Here is a 16,643-nt window from a genome sequence, read left to right as displayed (position 1 = left end):
AATGCGCAGATTCGAAACAAAGCACGAACACCATACGCGTTCTGCTTGTGTTCCGCAAGCTGCTACCGCAGGGGCAGGATCCGGCAGGGGGTGCCTTTCTTCGCCGCAGCAGCATGGGCAGGCCGGATCGTCAGGGCCTGCGCCCGCGCCAGCGTGCCGAGCATCGACGAATCTTGCCGGTCGAAGGGCGTCGCCACCCAACCATCCGCGGTCAACGCCAGTTCCGAGCGCAGATAATCCTCGCGCTCGTCATTGCCGGGCATATCGCGTCCCAGAATGGCGGGGATGCTGCGGTCGCGATCCGCCTCGGCGATGCCGAGCAGGGCCTCGATCAGGGGCAGGACGAAGAGATGGCCGCAGACGATCGAGGAGACCGGATTGCCCGGCAGACCGACCACGACCATCCGGCCGAGCCGCCCGGTCATCATCGGCTTGCCCGGCCGCATCGCGATCTTCCAGAAGCCGAGCGCCATGCCGGCGCGCGTCAGCGCTTCTTGCACGAGATCATGCGCGCCCACGGAGGCGCCGCCCAGCGTGATCAGCACATCGGCGTCCGCATCGCGCGCCTGTCCGATCTTCGCGGCGAGATCGGCATGGTCGTCGCGGGCGATGCCGAGATCGAGCACGGCACCGCCGGCCTTCTCGACCAGCGCGGCCAGCGAGAACGAGTTCGAGGCGACGATCTGGTCACGGCCGACGGGTTCGCCCGGCGCCACCAGCTCGTCGCCGGTGGCGAGGATCGCGACGCGCGGCTTGTGCCGGACCGGCAGGGTCGGATGTCCCATCGCGGCGGCAAGGCCGAGCGCTGCGCTATCGAGCACTCGGCCGGCCGAAAGCAGGACGTCGCCTTCGTGGAAGTCGAGCCCTGCCGCACGCAGGAACTTGCCCTTGGCCGGGGGCACGCGCACGCGGATCACGGGACTGCCGACGCCATCGGCATCTTCCTGCATCAGGATGGTGTCGGCACCCTCCGGCATGGGGGCGCCTGTGAAGATGCGCACAGCCTGTCCCGGCTCGACCGCACCCTCATAAGCCCGGCCCGCAGCGGATTCGCCGATCACCGTGAGCGAGACGCCTTCCGCCATCTCGTCGCCGCGCACGGCATAGCCGTCCATGGCGGAATTGGCGAAGGGCGGCTGCGTCCTGAGCGCCTTGACCTCGTCTGCCAGCACCCGCCAGGCGCATTGCGCCAGCGGCAGGGTTTCCGCTCCGGTCGGCCCCGGAATGCTGTCGAGCAGCGCCTTGCGCGCGACGGGGACCGGGGTGAGCGCCATCAGCCAGCCTTCGCCTCGTAGTCGCCGGATTGGCCGCCGGACTTGTGTAGCAGGCGGATATTCTCGATCCGCATCGCCCGGTCGACGGCCTTGACCATGTCGTAGACCGTCAGGCAGGCGACGGAGACGGCGGTCAGCGCCTCCATCTCGACGCCTGTCTGGCCCTTCATCTTGACCTCGGCGCGCACCCGCACGCCCGGCAGGGCCTCGTCGATTTCGAGGTCGACGGCGATCTTGCTGAGCAGTAGCGGGTGGCAGAGCGGGATCAGTTCATGCGTGCGCTTCGCCGCCATGATGCCGGCGAGGCGCGCTGTGCCGAGCACGTCGCCCTTCTTGGCGTTGCCGTCGCGGACGATGGCGATCGTCTCCGGCGCCATGACGACCTGGCCCTCGGCGACCGCCATGCGGGTCGTTTCGGCCTTCCCGCCGACATCGACCATATGCGCCTGGCCTTGCGCGTCGAGATGGCTGAGCCGGCTCACGCCGCAACGGCCTTGCCGGTGAGCAGCGCCCGCGTAGCGGCGGTGACGTCGGCCTGCCGCATCAGGCTTTCGCCGACGAGGAAGCTGTTGACGCCGCTGCGGTTCAGCCGGGTGACGTCGGCGTGGGTGAAGATGCCGCTTTCGCTGATGACGATCCGGTCGGCCGGCACGCGCGGCGCCAGGCGCTCGGTCACGGCGAGATCGACGTTGAAGCTGCGCAGGTCACGGTTGTTGATGCCGAGCAGGCGACTTTCGAGCTTCAGCGCCCGGTCGAGCTCGGCATCGTCATGGACCTCGACGAGCACGTCCATGCCGAGCTCGCGCGCGGTCCCGTTCAGCGCTCTGGCGGTGGCGTCGTCGACACCGGCCATGATGATCAGGATGCAGTCGGCGCCCCAGGCCCGGGCCTCGTAGACCTGATAGGGCTCGTAGAGGAAATCCTTGCGCAAAGCCGGTAGGCCGGAAGCCTCGCGCGCTTCGGTCAGAAAGTCCGGCCGGCCCTGGAAGGAGGGTGCATCGGTCAGGACCGAGAGGCAGGCCGCGCCGCCTGCCGCATAGGCGCGGGCGAGCGAAGGCGGGTCGAAATCGGCTCGGATCAAGCCCTTGGACGGGCTCGCCTTCTTGATCTCGGCGATCAATGCCGGCGTGCCCTGCGCGAGCTTGCCGGCCAATGCATCGGCAAAGCCGCGCGGCTTCGAGGCTGCGTGGGCACGGCGTTCGATCTCGGCCCGCGGCACCGCGGCCTTGGCCGCCGCGATCTCCTGGCGCTTATAGGCTTCGATCTTCGCGAGGATATCGGTCATGCCGGCCTCACGCGTTCGAGGCTTTGATGAGCGCCGCAAGCACCGCCTTGGCCTTGCCGGAATCGAGCGCGGCCGTCGCCTGGGCGAAGCCGTCCTTCAAATCCTTGGCCTTGCCGGCGACCAGCAGCGCAGCCGCCGCATTGAAGGCCGCGATATCGCGGAAGCCGGTCCTCTCCCCGGCGAGCACCGCGTTGAGCGCCGCCGCATTCTCCTCCGGCGTGCCGCCGCGCAGCACTTCGGGCTTGGCCGGTTCGAGGCCGACATCGGCGGGACTGATCGAGAAACTCTCGATCTTGCCGTTCTCCAGCGAGACGACGCGGGTCGGACCGGTCGTGGTGATCTCGTCGAGCCCGTCCGAGCCATGCACGGCCCAGACACGGGTCGAGCCGAGCGAGGCCAGCACCTTGACCATCGGCTCCAGCCAGGTCTCGGAGAAGGCGCCGATGAGCTGGCGCTTGGCGCCGGCCGGGTTGGAGAGCGGGCCGAGCAGGTTGAAGATCGTGCGCGTACCGAGCTCGGTGCGCACCGGCGCGACATGCCGCATCGAGGCATGGTGCGTCGGCGCGAACATGAAGCCGACGCCGGCCTCCCGGATGCAATGCTCGGTCGCGGCCGGATCGAGCCCGACCTTGACGCCGAGCGCGGTCAGCACGTCGGCCGCGCCGGAGCGCGAGGACGCCGCGCGGTTGCCGTGCTTGGCGACCGGCACGCCGCAGGCCGCGGTGATGATCGAGGCCAGCGTCGAGACATTGTAGGAGCCGGAGGAATCGCCGCCGGTGCCGACGATGTCGATGGCTTCCGGCGGCGCCTTCACGGGCAGCATCTTGCCGCGCATGGCGCCGACCGCGCCGGCGATCTCGTCGATCGTCTCGCCGCGCACGCGCAGCGCCATCAGGAAGGCGGCGGATTGTGCGTTGGTCACTTCGCCCGAAAGGATGGTGTCGAAGGCGTCGCGCGCTTCCTCGCGGGAGAGCGTCGCGCCGGTCGCGACCTTGGCGATGAAGGGTTTGAAATCGTCCATGGGAACTCTGCGGAATCAGGCTGAAAGGGTCAGGGCGGAGGCTTCGCGTTCGCTCTGCCATCGCTCCGCGAGGTCGAGGAAATTCCGCAGGATCGTCGCGCCATGCTCGGAGGCGATGCTCTCCGGATGGAACTGGACGCCGTGGACCGGCAGCTCCCGGTGCGAGAGCGCCATGATCAGGCCGTCGTCGCTCTCCGCCTCGATCTCGAAGACATCGGGGCACGAGGCGCGCTCGACTACCAGCGAGTGATAGCGCGTCGCCTGCAGCGGGCCGTTGATGCCGCGGAACAGGCCGCGCGCCTTGTGGCGGATCGGCGAGACCTTGCCGTGCATCGGCAGCGGCGCGCGCACGACATGGCCGCCGAAGGCCTGTCCCATTGCCTGCAGCCCGAGGCAAACGCCGAAGATCGGCTTCTTGCCCGCGCCTTCGCGGATCAGGTTCAGGCAGATTCCGGCCTCGTTGGGCGTGCAGGGGCCGGGCGAGAGCACGACCGCATCGTGGTCGCCGGCCAGCGCCTCGTCGACGGTGAGCGCGTCGTTACGCCAGACATCGACCTCGGCGCCCAGCCCACCGATGAGATGGACCAGGTTCCAGGTGAAGCTGTCGTAGTTGTCGATCAACAGAACGCGCATGGCCGAACCCGTGAATGCGGCTTGAGGTCATGCACGTTCGGGGGCGGGGTGGTCAAGTTTCGCGGGCGAGTGGCGGCAGCGCGTGACGAGCGGCCGATCACCCCCGCGCGCTGCGCGGCATGCCTGCCGTGCGCGGCTGGGCGAGCCCCGGTGCGGTCTCGACGCCGAGCGCCGGTAGCGCGAGCGTGCGCTGGCCACGGAAATCGACATGGCAGACGATCAGCCCACGCTCCTCGATATAGCTGAGCACGCGCCGCGCCCGGCTCGGCGAGGCGCTGCCATAGACCTCGGCGAGCTCGGCATCGCTGGGGCAGGGCCGGCCCTCGATCGCGGTCCGGGCGATATAGAGGAAGAGCCCTTGCAGGTCCTCCGGCAGCGTTCCAGAGGCCTGGACCGCTGTCTGCCAGCCTTCGCTCGTCGCGACGCTGTCGCTGACACCGGCGCGAGCGACTGCGAGCCTCTTGCGGAACTCCTCAAGACTGAGATGCGTGCGGCCGAGCCGGCGCATCCGGCAGCGCACGGTGAAATCCTGATAGAGCACCGCAACCTGGCGCGAGCGCGCTTCGGGGTCGCTCATCAGTTCGCGAAGGATCTCGACCATGATCGCCTCGCGCTCTTCCGGTTCAAGCTCGATCTCGGGCTCGGGTTCCGGCAGCGGGGCAGGGCGATAGGTCTCGATCCGGCGCAGGACCTCGGTTGGATCAGGTCGCGGGCGTGGCGCCGGGCGTGCAGGCCGCGCCAGCGGCAGTGGCTCGTCCTCGCCGGGCGTGAAAATCAGCTTGCCGGCATCCTCGGGGGCCTGCTCGGGAAGCGGCATCAATCCCGGAGCACTGCCGCGATCGACCGATGAGACCGTGCCGATCCGGATCGGCAGCGGGCGCTTCGACAGCGCGGGGCCGAGCGCGACGAACTGGCCGCGCTCGAGGTCGCGGAACATCTCCGCCTGGCGCCGATCCATGCCGAGCAGGTCGGCGGCGCGCTGCATGTCGATATCGAGGAAGGTGCGGCCCATCAGGAAGTTCGAGGCCTCTGCCGCGACGTTCTTGGCGAGCTTGGCGACGCGCTGCGTCGCGATGACGCCGGCAAGGCCGCGCTTGCGGCCGCGGCACATCAGGTTGGTCATGGCGCCCAAGGAAAGCCGGCGCGCCTCGTCGGAGGCCTCACCGGCCATGACGGGTGCGAAGAGCTGCGCCTCGTCGACCACGATCAGCATCGGGAACCAGAGCGAGCGATCGACATCGAAGAGCCCACCGAGGAAGGCGGCGGTGGCGCGCAATTGCTCGTCGGCTTCGAGGTTTTCGAGGTTCAGCACCACCGAAACGCGGTGCTGGCGCACGCGCAGCGCGACGCGTTGCAACTCGGCCTCGCCGCATTCGGCATCGACCACCACATGGCCGAACTGCTCGGCGAGCGAGACGAAATCGCCCTCGGGGTCGATGATGGCCTGCTGCACGAGCGGAGCACTCTGCTCCAGCAGGCGGCGCAGCAGATGCGACTTGCCCGAGCCCGAATTGCCCTGCACCAACAGGCGCGTCGCCAGCAATTCGGCGAGATCGATCAGACCGGGCTCGCCGGTCCTCGTCGTCCCCATCTCGATTGCGGTGGTCATGCGGGCGATGAATCGTCGGGTTGGATCGGGCGCGGAATTGCGGCCGGCGCTTCTAGCACGGCCTTCCCCTCGCTGGGCGCAGGGCAGCCCTGCCTTCCACAGGCAATCGGCCTTAGCGTGGGCAGCGCAGGGCGCGCTCCTGCCGGATGATGTCGGCAATCATGCGGTGGTCATTCGCCGAGAGCGGCAGGTCTTCGACATTGTCGTACTGGCAGCCGGCATTGCCGAAGGCCGCGATCGCGCGCTTCGTCCGGAAGCAATAGCCCTGCGCCTTGTAGATCTCGTTGCGCTGGGTCCACAGCTCGGCGCAGGCCTGGGGGCTGGCGAGTGCGGGCACCGCCATGCCGCCGGCAAGCAGGGCGGCCGTGAGGAGCGGAAGGGCAAGGCGGCGCATGGGTGCGATCTCCGGGGATTGAGTCGCGAGCTTCGCGGAGCGGCGAGGCGAAGACAATCCTGACGGCTTGCGCAAAACAAGTCGTCAGCCCGGACAAGCTGCGCCGATCCGGGATCCATCATAGAGCAGTTGCGCCCTTCGATGGATCCCGAGGCAAGCCCGGGATGACGGAAGGTTTTGGTGAAATCAGAGTATTCTGCGCTATTCGTTGGCTGAGTCCCGCTACGGCTTCTTCATCTCGAGGCAGGTCAGCACCTCGACATAGCTCGGCGGGCCCCCGAAGCTGGCGCTCTCGACGCAAGTCGTTCGGGCACTGGGCGTGAACTCGCCCCAGCGCGCGGTCAACTGCGCGCGCGCCCGCTCCTCGTCGCCCTGGCAGGCGCTGGCGGGGCGACCGACATTGACGCCCGACTTGCCGACGTCGCGGCATGATGCAGCAATATCGAAGCGTGGCGGCGAATCCGCGATGGAGATGATGCTTGCGGCGGCGGGATTGCCGGAGAGGGACAGAAGAACGAGACCCGCGGTGAGCATGGCCGTCACTCCAACGAAGACACCCCGGAAACAACGCGAGACAAACGCGAGAGTTCCCCGCTGGCGCGATCAGGCGACCGGAGACCCCTGCCGCTTGACCACGGTGATATCCACGGCCGAATGCGCCTCGATATCGACGATCGCGATGTCCGGCCGGTCGATGGCGGGGAGGCTGCGGGCTTCCGTCGCCCGGTGCACGAAGACCAGGCTGGCCAGAGCCGGATGCTCGGCGAGCCGCGAATGCGCCAGCGCCGCTTCCATGGTCCCAGGCAGGACCAGATGGACATGGCGTCCGCCTTCGACGCAGGCCTGCAGGTCGCCGAGATTGAACAGGCCGAGCGTGAGCAATTCGATGCCGCTCAGCATCGCCATGCCCGGCCCGCTGGCGAGGGCGGCGAGGTCGCCGCCCACCAGCGTCGTCACGATGCGCGACGAGACGGTCGGCTTCAGCGCCCGCGAGATGTCGAGCGCCTTCGCGAGCAGGTCCCGCTCCGGCAGCTTGAACGGTCCTCTTAGCGCCACGCCATCGCAAACCTGCAGCACCGGCCGCTCGGTGAGCTGCGGCAGGGGATGCAGCGTCGGGTTCGCCATCAGCATGTCGAGCGGCGCCACGCCGTCGGGAACATCCGGCCCGAAGCCACCGACGAAGCGGGTGCCGAAGGCCCGCATCGCGAGATTGCGCAGCATGAGCAGCGGTCGCAGCGATCCGACGCGGCTGACGCCGAGCGCCATGACCGCGCCCGACACCTCGATCAGTCTGAGCAGTTCGAGCTCGTTGCCGTGCAGCGGCAGCATCAGGGGCGACAAGCCCGCGCGCTGGCTCGCCAGGATCGAGACGATCGCCTCCGGGCCGAGTGGCGCGAGGATCGCGACGCTCGCGCCCGGCGTTCCCTTGTTGATGGCGAGCAGTCGCGCCAGCCGGTCGATGCGCTCGTCGAGATCGAGGAAGTTGATCGAGCCGGGCGTCACGTCGCTCCAGCCGCGGCGGCCCGGCGGGTCGCGCAAGGCCGCATCATAGCCGCGGCTACGGGTCAGGGCCGCGAGCAATGTGTCGAGATCGAGACCGTCGAGCAAGGCTGAGGTTTCGTCCTGTTCTGCCCGCATCGACGACACCCTAGTTCGCCGGTGCCGACGCCGCCGGGAGGCGCGCCAGCGTTTCGTTGGAGAGGAAATAGGCCGGCTGCCGCCCCGCCAGAATCACGCCGCGCGCCAGCGCGATCCAGGTATCGGGCAGGTAATACAGCGGCACGACGTAGAAGCCGGAGATCAACAAGCGGTCGAGCGCCCGCACCGCCGCGACGAAATCCTCGCGCTCGCGGGCGCCCAGCAGGGCCTGCAATACCGCATCGACTGCCGGCGATTTCACGCCGGCATAGTTCAGCGCGCCGTTGCGGGCGGCATTGGCCGAGCCCCAGCGCCCGATCTGCTCGTTGCCAGGCGAGGCCGAGGCCGGCCAGGTCCACTGGATCATGTCGAAATCGAAGGCCGACAGGCGCCGCCAGTACTGCACGTCGTCGATCAGGCGTACCGAGACGGCGATGCCGAGCCGGGAGAGAGACTGCGCATAGTTGAGCGCGAGCCGCTCCTGCGGCCGGCTGGTGACGGTGATCTCGAAGGCGAAGGGCTCGTCCTTGCCGTTGCGCAGAACGCCGTCACGCAGGACGTAACCGGCCGCCTTGAGCAGATCGAGTGCCTTGCGCGCCTGCTCGCGGTCTCGGCCAGAGCCGTCGGTCTCGGACGGCCTCCAGCTTCCGGCGAGGATGTCTTCGCGCACCGCGCCTGGAAAGGCGGCGAGCAGGACCTTCTCGCGGCCATCGGCGGGAATGCCGAGCGCCGAGAGCTCCGAATCGGAGAAGAAGCTGCCGGCCCGGCGATAGACGCCGTGGAACAGGTTGCGGTTGACCCATTCGAAATCGAACAGCAGGCCCAGCGCCTCGCGCACCCGGATATCCCCGAAGATCGGCCGGCGCGTGTTGAAGACGAGGCCGGTCATGCCCTTGGGCGTGTCGAAATGCAGCGTTTCCTGCCGGATGCGTCCATCATGCACGGCCGGCACGTCATAGCCGGTCATCCAGCGCGTCGGGTCGCCCTCTATCCGGACATCGTAGAGCCCGGCCTTGAACGCCTCGAACAGCGCGTTCGAATCCCGGTAGAAATCGTAGCGGATCTCGTCGGCATTATAGAGCCCGCGCGTGAGCGGATGATCCTCGGCCCAGAAATCCTTGCGCCGCCGCAGCACGAGCGCCTCGCCCGGCCGCACCTCCTCGACGCTATAGGGGCCGGAGCCCAGCGCCGGCTTGAAGCTGGTTTCGCCGAAGGTTTCGGCGTTAGTCGCATGCTTCGCGAAGATCGGCATTGCCCCGATCACCAGCGGCAATTCGCGGTTGGAGCCATCACCGAGCTCGAATTCGACGCGCCGGGGCGAGGGCGTCGTGACCTTGGTGACACGGCCGAGACTGGAGCGATGGAACGGCTTGCCCTTCGCTTTCAGCATCTCGAAGGTGAAGATCACGTCCTCGGCCGTGACCGGCCTGCCATCCGAGAAGCGCGCCCGCTCGTCGATCTCGAAGGCCAGGTGCTTGCGGTCATCGTCGAGCGAAACGCCGGAGGCCAACAGGCCATAGGCCGTGAAGGGCTCGTCCGCCGACCGATAGAGCAGGCTTTGCTGGACGTATTTCGGCACGGCATCGGGCGCGACGCCAAGCACCACGAGCGGATTGAGGCTGTCGAAGGTGCCCTGGATGCCGAGCACAATGCGCCCGCCCTTGGGAGCCTTGGGGTCGGCATAGGGTAGGTGCTGGAAACCTGCCGGCAGCGCGGGCTGCCCGTGCATGGCGATGGCATGCCGCAGCGGGGCCGAATCAGCCAGAGCACGACCGCCGCGCGCCAGGACGGCGAACGGGGCCAAAGCCAGCAAGAGGTTGACCCCGCGGCGGCTCACCGCCTGGGGCAATCGTAGAAAATCCATCGTTCAACCTGATTCCCTGCGCAAGAATAGCATGGGAGCAGCGCGGTCACGCAGCTATTCGGGCTGGAATCCTCGGGGCGAACTCGCTAAAGGCGAGGGCAGGGTGTCATTCAAACGCCTCAATCGGCCTTGATGTGCACGGCTTGCGATGGCCTGCGCCCCATGCGATTGGGCCATCAGCGGTGACGCGCGCGGCTTGCGAAGTCGTGATCCCGAATTCGCTTGGTAAGGAAAGACAAGGAATGTCCGCTTCGTATCGCCTGTCATCTCGCGCGCTCGGCCTCGCGCTCAGCGCTGCCATCGGCTTCGCGCCTGTCGCAGCCTTCGCCCAGGCTCCGGCGCAGCGCCCGGCGCCTGCCCGTCCGGCTGCTCCGGCCCAGCAGCCCGCCGCTCCCGCCCAGCCCGGCGGCGCAGCGCCTGCCGGCCCGACCGTCGTCCAGGTCAAGCCTGAGCCCTCGCAGACCAGCTGGACCAAGGTCTGCGGCAAGGACCCGGCTGCCAACAAGGAAATCTGCTACACCACCCGCGACTTCGTCTCGGATCAGGGCCAGCCGGTGCTCGCCGTTGCGGTCTATGACGTGAAGGGCGATGCCAACAAGATCGTGCGCTTCCTGATGCCGCTCGGCCTGTTGCTGCAGCCCGGCATCCGCTTCGGCGTCGACACGGCTCAGCCGACCGGCGGCCGCTACGCCATCTGCTTCCCGAATGGCTGCTTCGCCGAGGCGCAGGTGAAGGACGACTTCATCAACGCGATGAAGAAGGGCACGAACCTGAACGTCAGCGTCCAGAACCAGGGTGGCCGTGAATTGACCTTCACCATCCCGCTGGCTGACTTCGCCAAGGGCTTCGAGGGCGCCGCGATCGATCCGAAGGTGCTCGAGGACCAGCAGAAGCAGCTCCAGGACGAGCTCGGCAAGCGCCAGGAAGAGCTGCGCCAGCGCCTCGGCTCCGGCGGCGCCAGTGCCGCTCCCGGCGCTGCCCCGGCTCCTGGCGCCGCGCCCGCGACCCCGCCGAAGCCCTGAGCGCCGGCGCAAACGCCTGATATCGAAAAGGCCGGTCCCTCGCGGGGCCGGCTTTTTTCTTGGCGCTCGGTGGTTCCCGACGGAGAGATGCCCGTCATCCGGAGCAAACCGCGCCGATCCGCGCTCCTCATCGAGCTTCGGATTGACCGCGCGCTTCGCGCATGAATGACGCTCGGTCTCCGGCCGCGGGCGCTTGGCGTCCGCCTGTCTCCATTCCATATTGCAGCGATGCCGCCACGCACCCGCAAATCTGCCAAGCCCGATCGTGTCGTCCGCGACGAGGAGATCGAGATCCTGCCGCCGCGCCGGGCGCTGCCGCTCGACTGGAGCGTCATCGTTCCGACCGTGGCCTTCGGCACGTTCACGGGTTTCGCAGCCAGCCTGATCGTCGGAGGCGGCGGGGTCATCCGCCATGCGGTCGTCGGCGTGCTCGGCATGCTGGTCGGGCAAGGCATCGTGCGCCTCACCGGCTGGCGCCTGAATACCGGCTATGGCTTCCTCGACGATGCCGGCATGGCGGTCATTGGCGCCATCCTCGTCATCCTGCTGGCGCGCTTCATCGCCTGAAGCTCTCCGTCCTTGCGAGCGCAGCGAAGCAATCCAGGGGCGGCAGTGCTCTACGTCCCCCTGGATTGCTTCGTCGCTTTGCTCCTCGCAATGACGAGAGGGATTGACCCGCTCCGCATGGATGCGGAACTTCAGCCGGCACGCGTCGTTGGTAGGCGCGCATCCGCGCATGGCTAGGGGAACTTCTTCGATGGAAAGCTTTGCCGCCACCATGGCCCAGCCGGGCTATGGCTTCTTCATGACGCTGCTGATCGGCCTGCTCGCCGGCTGGATCGCCGAGCGCCTGACCTCGTCCGATCACGGGCTCTTCACCAATATGCTGGTCGGCGTCGCTGGCTCGTTCGTCGGTGCCAAGGTCGCCGAACTCATGGAGATTCCGGTTTTCGGCTTCTGGCGGACGCTGACCGCAGCGATTGCCGGCGCGATCATCGTCATCGTGATCTGGAACGCGGCCCGCGGTCGCAGGTGAAGCTCTGTTGCCGGGGCCGGGAGTTGCGGCAGAGCGCTTTGGGGATTAGCTAGAGGAAGCCGGCTTGGCCGGCTCCTGCTGTTGAAGCCCGGACCCTGTTATGGCGCTTGTTCTCGACCTGCTGAACCGCGATCCGCGGCCCAATGCCGGCAATCCGAAGGCGCAAGCCGCCGAGGTGCGCCATCCCGAGAAGCAGAAGCGGCCGGAGAACCCGGTGCTGCGCAAGCCGGACTGGATCCGCGTCAAGGCGCCGGGCTCGCCGAAATGGGCCGAGACCAAGGCTATCGTGAAGGCCGAGAAGCTGGTCACGGTCTGCGAGGAAGCCGGCTGTCCGAATATCGGCGAGTGCTGGGAAAAGAAGCACGCCACCTTCATGATCATGGGCGACACCTGCACGCGGGCCTGCGCCTTCTGCAACGTGAAGACCGGCGTGCCGCAGCCGCTCGACCTGGAAGAACCCCGCAAGATCGCCGATGCCGTCACCAAGCTCGGGCTCGAGCATGTCGTGATCACCTCGGTGGACCGCGACGACCTCAAGGATGGCGGCGCCGAGCATTTCGCCAATGTGATCAAGGCAATCCGCAAGGCTTCGCCCGGCACCACCATCGAGATCCTGACGCCGGACTTCCTGCGCAAGCCCGGTGCGCTCGAAGTCGTCGTGGCGGCCAAGCCCGACGTCTTCAACCACAATCTGGAGACGGTGCCCGGCAAGTATCTCAAGGTTCGCCCGGGCGCGCGCTATTTCCATTCGCTGCGCCTGCTGCAGCGGGTGAAGGAGCTCGACCCGACGATCTTCACCAAGTCCGGCATCATGGTCGGCCTCGGCGAGGAGCGGAACGAGGTGCTTCAGCTGATGGACGATCTGCGCTCGGCCGAGGTCGATTTCATGACGATCGGCCAGTATCTCGCGCCTTCGCGCAAGCACCATGCCGTGATCCGCTTCGTCACGCCTGACGAGTTCAAGAGCTTCGAGACCATCGCCTATGCCAAGGGCTTCCTGATGGTGTCCTCGACGCCGCTGACCCGCTCCTCGCATCATGCCGGCGAGGATTTCGCCCGGCTGCGTGCGGCGCGCGATGCCCAGATCGGTATCGGCCACAACCGCCGCGGCTGAGAAGGCACCTCTTCGATGCCGATGTTCAACAGCACCCGCCGGGTGACGCACTCGCCCGAGCAGATGTTCGCGCTCGTCGCCGATGTCGAGAAATATCCGCAGTTCCTGCCGCTCTGCGAGGGGCTGACGGTGCGCCGGCGCACGCCGCGCGAGGGCGGTGGCGAGGTGCTGCTGGCCGATATGACCGTCGGTTACAAGGCAATCCGCGAGACCTTCACCAGCCGCGTCACGCTCGATCCGGCCAATCTCAAGATCCTCGTCGAATATGTCGACGGGCCGTTCCGCCATCTGGAGAACCGCTGGACCTTCAAGCCGCATGAGACGGGCTGCGAAATCGGCTTCTTCATCACCTACGAATTCGCCAGCCGCATGCTCGGCCTGCTGATGGGCACAATGTTCGACAAGGCTTTCCACAAATTCTCGGAAGCCTTCGCGCGCCGGGCCGATCTCGTCTATGGGCGGGGCGAAGCACCGGCACTCGGCGCCTGAGGGGCAGGGGCAGTCAAAACCGTCTCGCGCAGCAGGTCCAGCACTTCCAGCACGCTGAGGCGGCGGATTTCGTCGCGCGATTGCTCGCCGAAGCGGCGCTCGCGATGGCGGGTGCCGGAAGGGCCGGCGCAGGCGAAATGGACCAGCCCGACCGGCTTCTCGACACTGCCGCCGCCGGGGCCGGCGACACCCGTGATCGAGACCGCGAAGGTTGCGTTGAGGCGCTCGCGCCCGCCTTCCGCCATGGCGCGCGCCACCGACTCGCTGACGGCGCCGTGCTGTGCGATCAGCGCGGCAGGCACGCCGGCGAGCGCGGATTTGGCTTCATTGGAATAGGTGATCAGGCCACCCAGGACCATCGCGGACGAGCCAGCGATGGCGGTCAGCGCGCCGCAGACCAGGCCGCCGGTACAGGATTCGACCGTCGCGACGGTGAAGCCGCGTTCCAGGCTCCTGTTCAGCAACTCGGCCGCGAGCGAGCGGATGCCAGGATCGAACATGGCTAGTCCTCCTCGGGCAGCCGGATCGTTGCCGTCCCAAATGCGACGAGGCCCTCGCGTCGCCCGGTGAAGCCCATGCGCTCCGAGGTCGTTGCCTTGATCGCGACCTTGCCGAGCGAGACGCCGGCGATGGCCGCGATCTCGGCGCGGATGGCCTCGCGATGCGGTCCGATTTTCGGGGCTTCGCAGACGACTGTGAGGTCGAGGAAGTCGATGCGCCCGCCGCGCTCGCGGACGCGCGCTGCCGCGAAGGCGAGGAACTGGGCTGAAGCCGCGCCGCGCCATTGCGGATCGCTCGGTGGGAAATGCGTGCCGATATCGCCATCCGCGAGCGCACCCAGCAGGGCATCGGTCAGGGCATGGAGCGCGACATCGCCATCGGAATGGGCGATGACGCCCTGGTCGTGCCCGATCCGGACGCCGCCCAGCCAGACATGGTCGCCCGGGCCGAAGGCATGAACATCGTAGCCGGTGCCGACACGCGTCACGAGCGCCTTGCCGGGATGTGCGGCGGCCCGCAAGAAATCGGCGGCATGGGTCAGCTTCACATTGGCCGGGTCGCCCTGGAATGTCGCGACCGGGTGGCCTGCCCATTCCATCAAGGCGGCATCGTCGGTGAAGCCATGCAGCAAGGCAGCCTCCGCCGCCTCATGGGCTTCCAGCAGCGGCTTGAAGCGGAAGGCCTGCGGTGTCTGGACGGTGACGAGCTGGTCGCGCGGCGGCGTTTCGGCGACATGGCCATCGGCGCTGGTGCGCTTCACGGTGTCGGTCACGGGCAGGGCCGGGATCGCGGCGATGGCGCCCGCGCCGAGCCGGTGGATCGCCGCGCTGATCTGGGCGCGCGAGACGAAGGGGCGAGCTGCATCATGGACCAGCACGATGCCGTCGAAGCCCTCGCGGGCAAGCGCAAGCAGGCCGCGCCGCACGGAGGCCTGGCGCGTCGCGCCACCGAGCGTCGGGGCTGCAAGCCGCGAACTGTCGATCCCGGCCATGGCATTGGTGTAGCGCGCCTCGTCGCCTTCGCCGATCACGACGGCGATGCGTTCGATCGCGGGCTCTGCCAGGAAAGGCAGCAGCGCATGGGCAAGAACCGGGCGGCCTTCGACGAGCCGATACTGCTTCGGCTCTCCCTCTCCGGCCCGCAGGCCACGGCCGGCCGCGACGAGCAGGGCGGCGACAGGCTGGAGCGCATCGGAGGGGCGGAACACGGCACTGGGTCCTGGCTGCAAAGAGGTCATGGGCGCATGCCATAACCAATTCTGTCGCGCAGGGGCAGGGGGTGCGACGCTGTTGCATTGCAGCATGTGCGCATAAGCGCTTGCGCTCTTGCAGCATTGTCCAATAAATATGCACATTGAGAAATGCCTTAAAAGCAGGCTTTGCCCTTTGGACATCGCAGGTATCCCGATCACGTCCCGCGCCTTCCTGGCGCCAATGTCTGGCGTGACCGACATCGTCATGCGCCGCCTTGCGGCGCGTCAGCATGCCGGAATCGTCGTGTCGGAGATGGTCGCGTCGGACGAGTTCGTCCGCGGCAGCGAGGAGGCGCGCATCCGGGCCGAAGGCGAGGGCGTGTCGCCGCATGTTGTCCAGCTTGCCGGCTGCGCCCCCTATTGGATGGGGGAAGCCGCGCGGCTGGCCGAGGCCAACGGCGCCGATATCGTCGATATCAACATGGGCTGCCCGGCCAAGAAGGTGACGGGCGGCTGGGCCGGTTCCGCCCTGATGCGCGATCTCGATCATGCGATCGCGCTGGTCGAAGCCGCGGTCGCCGCCACCAGCGTGCCGGTGACGGTCAAGATGCGTCTCGGCTGGGACGATGCCTCCCGCAACGCTCCCGAGCTTGCTCGCAGGGCGGTGGCGGCGGGCGCGCGGATGATCACGGTCCATGGCCGGACGCGCCAGCAATTCTACAAGGGCAAGGCCGATTGGCGGGCGATCGCGGCGGTGCGTGCCGCTGGCGATTTTCCGCTCGTCGCCAATGGCGACATCCATGATGTTGCGGATGCGCGGGACTGCCTCGCGCAGTCGGGCGCCGATTTCGTCATGGTGGGACGCGCGGCGCTCGGCCGGCCCTGGCTGGTCGGTGAGATCGGCGCGGCGCTCGACGGGCGTGCCTTCCGGCCATTGACGCTGGTCGAGAAGCTGGATCTGGCGCGCGAGCATTACGAGGGCTTGCTGGCCTTGATGGGCGTCGCGCATGGCGTGCGCCATGCCCGCAAGCATCTGGCGGCCTATGCGGATGACGCGGTTGCCGACGGCTGCGAACCCGATGCGGAATTGCGCCGCAGCCTCCTGACTTCAGACGAACCCCGACAGGTCCTGGCGGCTCTCTCGGGGCTGTTTTCGACCGACCGTAATCGCGAAGCGGCCTGACGCCGCAAGGAGCTGCCGATGACGGCGATGTTTGCCGACAAGGGGCTTGGAAGCCGCAGCACCTATCTGCTCGATCCGATCGAGGTCCAGGCGCTGACGGTGCTGCCGATGCCGGTGCTGGTGATCGGCGAGGGGCATGCCGTGCTCTACGCCAACACGGCAGCCGAGGACTTCTTCCAGTCGAGCGCGGCTCTGCTCAAGCGCCAGCGCATCGACGATCTCGTCGCCTTCGGCTCGCCCGTCCTCGGGTTGATCGAGGAGGTGCAGCGCCGCGGCGCCAGCGTCAGCGAATATCGCCTCGATCTCGGTACGCCCCGCCTCGGAACCGATCATATCGTCGATGTCTTTGCCTCTCCCTTGCCCAGCCAGGGCGATGCGGTCGTGCTGA

The 16,643-nt window shown here is 67.7% G+C and carries 19 protein-coding genes; 7 read left to right on the top strand and 12 right to left on the bottom strand.

Going from position 1 to position 16,643, the window contains the following annotated elements:
- Positions 1 to 62: 62 nt before the first annotated feature.
- From glp to Q0Q36_RS20285, 10 genes are all read right to left on the bottom strand, one after another.
- The gene (gene glp / locus Q0Q36_RS20330; RefSeq protein ID WP_293800879.1) at positions 63 to 1,274 is read right to left on the bottom strand and encodes a gephyrin-like molybdotransferase Glp; all 1,212 of its coding nucleotides are present in this window, start codon (positions 1,272 to 1,274) and stop codon (positions 63 to 65) included.
- Positions 1,274 to 1,756: a cyclic pyranopterin monophosphate synthase MoaC gene (moaC, locus tag Q0Q36_RS20325; protein ID WP_293800877.1), complete on the bottom strand. Its 483-nt coding sequence runs from the start codon at positions 1,754 to 1,756 to the stop codon at positions 1,274 to 1,276. Before moaC ends, glp begins: the two co-directional genes overlap by 1 nt.
- Positions 1,753 to 2,559 carry an indole-3-glycerol phosphate synthase TrpC gene (trpC, locus tag Q0Q36_RS20320; protein WP_293800875.1) on the bottom strand — a complete coding sequence of 269 codons (807 nt, stop codon included), beginning with the start codon at positions 2,557 to 2,559 and terminating at the stop codon, positions 1,753 to 1,755. Before trpC ends, moaC begins: the two co-directional genes overlap by 4 nt.
- 7 nt (positions 2,560 to 2,566) lie before the next feature.
- A complete protein-coding gene (gene trpD, locus Q0Q36_RS20315; protein WP_293800873.1) occupies positions 2,567 to 3,580 on the bottom strand; it encodes an anthranilate phosphoribosyltransferase in 1,014 nt (337 codons plus the stop codon).
- A gap of 15 nt (positions 3,581 to 3,595) precedes the next feature.
- Complete coding sequence (locus tag Q0Q36_RS20310) at positions 3,596 to 4,213, bottom strand: aminodeoxychorismate/anthranilate synthase component II (RefSeq protein ID WP_293800871.1); 618 nt, start codon at positions 4,211 to 4,213, stop codon at positions 3,596 to 3,598.
- Between the two features lie 97 nt (positions 4,214 to 4,310).
- Complete coding sequence (locus Q0Q36_RS20305) at positions 4,311 to 5,822, bottom strand: ATP-binding protein (RefSeq protein WP_293800869.1); 1,512 nt, start codon at positions 5,820 to 5,822, stop codon at positions 4,311 to 4,313.
- A 112-nt stretch (positions 5,823 to 5,934) separates the two neighbouring features.
- A complete protein-coding gene (locus tag Q0Q36_RS20300) occupies positions 5,935 to 6,216 on the bottom strand; it encodes a YARHG domain-containing protein (RefSeq protein ID WP_293800867.1) in 282 nt (93 codons plus the stop codon).
- 222 nt (positions 6,217 to 6,438) lie between these two features.
- Positions 6,439 to 6,750, bottom strand: a complete 312-nt coding sequence (locus tag Q0Q36_RS20295; protein WP_265059283.1) for a hypothetical protein — start codon at positions 6,748 to 6,750, stop codon at positions 6,439 to 6,441.
- Between the two features lie 69 nt (positions 6,751 to 6,819).
- Positions 6,820 to 7,854, bottom strand: a complete 1,035-nt coding sequence (locus Q0Q36_RS20290; RefSeq protein WP_293800865.1) for an AMP-binding protein — start codon at positions 7,852 to 7,854, stop codon at positions 6,820 to 6,822.
- A gap of 10 nt (positions 7,855 to 7,864) precedes the next feature.
- Positions 7,865 to 9,691 carry an extracellular solute-binding protein gene (locus tag Q0Q36_RS20285; RefSeq protein WP_293800863.1) on the bottom strand — a complete coding sequence of 609 codons (1,827 nt, stop codon included), beginning with the start codon at positions 9,689 to 9,691 and terminating at the stop codon, positions 7,865 to 7,867.
- A 269-nt stretch (positions 9,692 to 9,960) separates the two neighbouring features.
- Here Q0Q36_RS20285 and Q0Q36_RS20280 point away from each other — a divergent pair, with 269 nt between their 5' ends.
- The 5 genes from Q0Q36_RS20280 (at position 9,961) to Q0Q36_RS20260 (ending at position 13,379) form a co-directional block, all read left to right on the top strand.
- Positions 9,961 to 10,740, top strand: coding sequence for an invasion associated locus B family protein (locus tag Q0Q36_RS20280; RefSeq protein ID WP_293800861.1), 780 nt, complete (start codon positions 9,961 to 9,963; stop codon positions 10,738 to 10,740).
- Between the two features lie 165 nt (positions 10,741 to 10,905).
- Positions 10,906 to 11,307, top strand: coding sequence for a hypothetical protein (locus Q0Q36_RS20275; RefSeq protein ID WP_293800859.1), 402 nt, complete (start codon positions 10,906 to 10,908; stop codon positions 11,305 to 11,307).
- Positions 11,308 to 11,497: 190 nt separating this feature from the next.
- Positions 11,498 to 11,776, top strand: coding sequence for a GlsB/YeaQ/YmgE family stress response membrane protein (locus tag Q0Q36_RS20270; protein WP_293800857.1), 279 nt, complete (start codon positions 11,498 to 11,500; stop codon positions 11,774 to 11,776).
- A 100-nt stretch (positions 11,777 to 11,876) separates the two neighbouring features.
- On the top strand, positions 11,877 to 12,890 hold the full coding sequence (lipA, locus tag Q0Q36_RS20265) for a lipoyl synthase (protein ID WP_293800855.1): 1,014 nt from the start codon (positions 11,877 to 11,879) through the stop codon (positions 12,888 to 12,890).
- A 15-nt stretch (positions 12,891 to 12,905) separates the two neighbouring features.
- Complete coding sequence (locus Q0Q36_RS20260) at positions 12,906 to 13,379, top strand: type II toxin-antitoxin system RatA family toxin (RefSeq protein ID WP_293800853.1); 474 nt, start codon at positions 12,906 to 12,908, stop codon at positions 13,377 to 13,379.
- Here the strand turns inward: Q0Q36_RS20260 and Q0Q36_RS20255 are convergent.
- Positions 13,343 to 13,879, bottom strand: a complete 537-nt coding sequence (locus tag Q0Q36_RS20255) for a CinA family protein (protein WP_293800851.1) — start codon at positions 13,877 to 13,879, stop codon at positions 13,343 to 13,345. The two genes, Q0Q36_RS20260 and Q0Q36_RS20255, sit on opposite strands and share 37 nt — an antisense overlap.
- 2 nt (positions 13,880 to 13,881) lie before the next feature.
- Positions 13,882 to 15,087: a bifunctional 2-C-methyl-D-erythritol 4-phosphate cytidylyltransferase/2-C-methyl-D-erythritol 2,4-cyclodiphosphate synthase gene (locus Q0Q36_RS20250; protein ID WP_293800849.1), complete on the bottom strand. Its 1,206-nt coding sequence runs from the start codon at positions 15,085 to 15,087 to the stop codon at positions 13,882 to 13,884.
- Between the two features lie 139 nt (positions 15,088 to 15,226).
- On the opposite strand from Q0Q36_RS20250, the gene dusB reads away from it, so the two are divergent.
- Together dusB and Q0Q36_RS20240 are read left to right on the top strand one after the other, a co-directional pair.
- On the top strand, positions 15,227 to 16,255 hold the full coding sequence (gene dusB, locus Q0Q36_RS20245) for a tRNA dihydrouridine synthase DusB (RefSeq protein WP_293800847.1): 1,029 nt from the start codon (positions 15,227 to 15,229) through the stop codon (positions 16,253 to 16,255).
- A gap of 18 nt (positions 16,256 to 16,273) precedes the next feature.
- The coding region (locus Q0Q36_RS20240) for a PAS domain-containing protein (protein WP_367187189.1) at positions 16,274 to 16,643 on the top strand (370 nt) is incomplete at its 3' end.

Origin of the sequence: uncultured Allobosea sp., from assembly GCF_945957345.1 — a bacterium.
GTDB lineage: Bacteria > Pseudomonadota > Alphaproteobacteria > Rhizobiales > Beijerinckiaceae > Allobosea.
The sequence above is the reverse complement of the archived record's forward strand: the minus strand, read 5'-3'. Positions and strand labels throughout refer to the sequence as shown.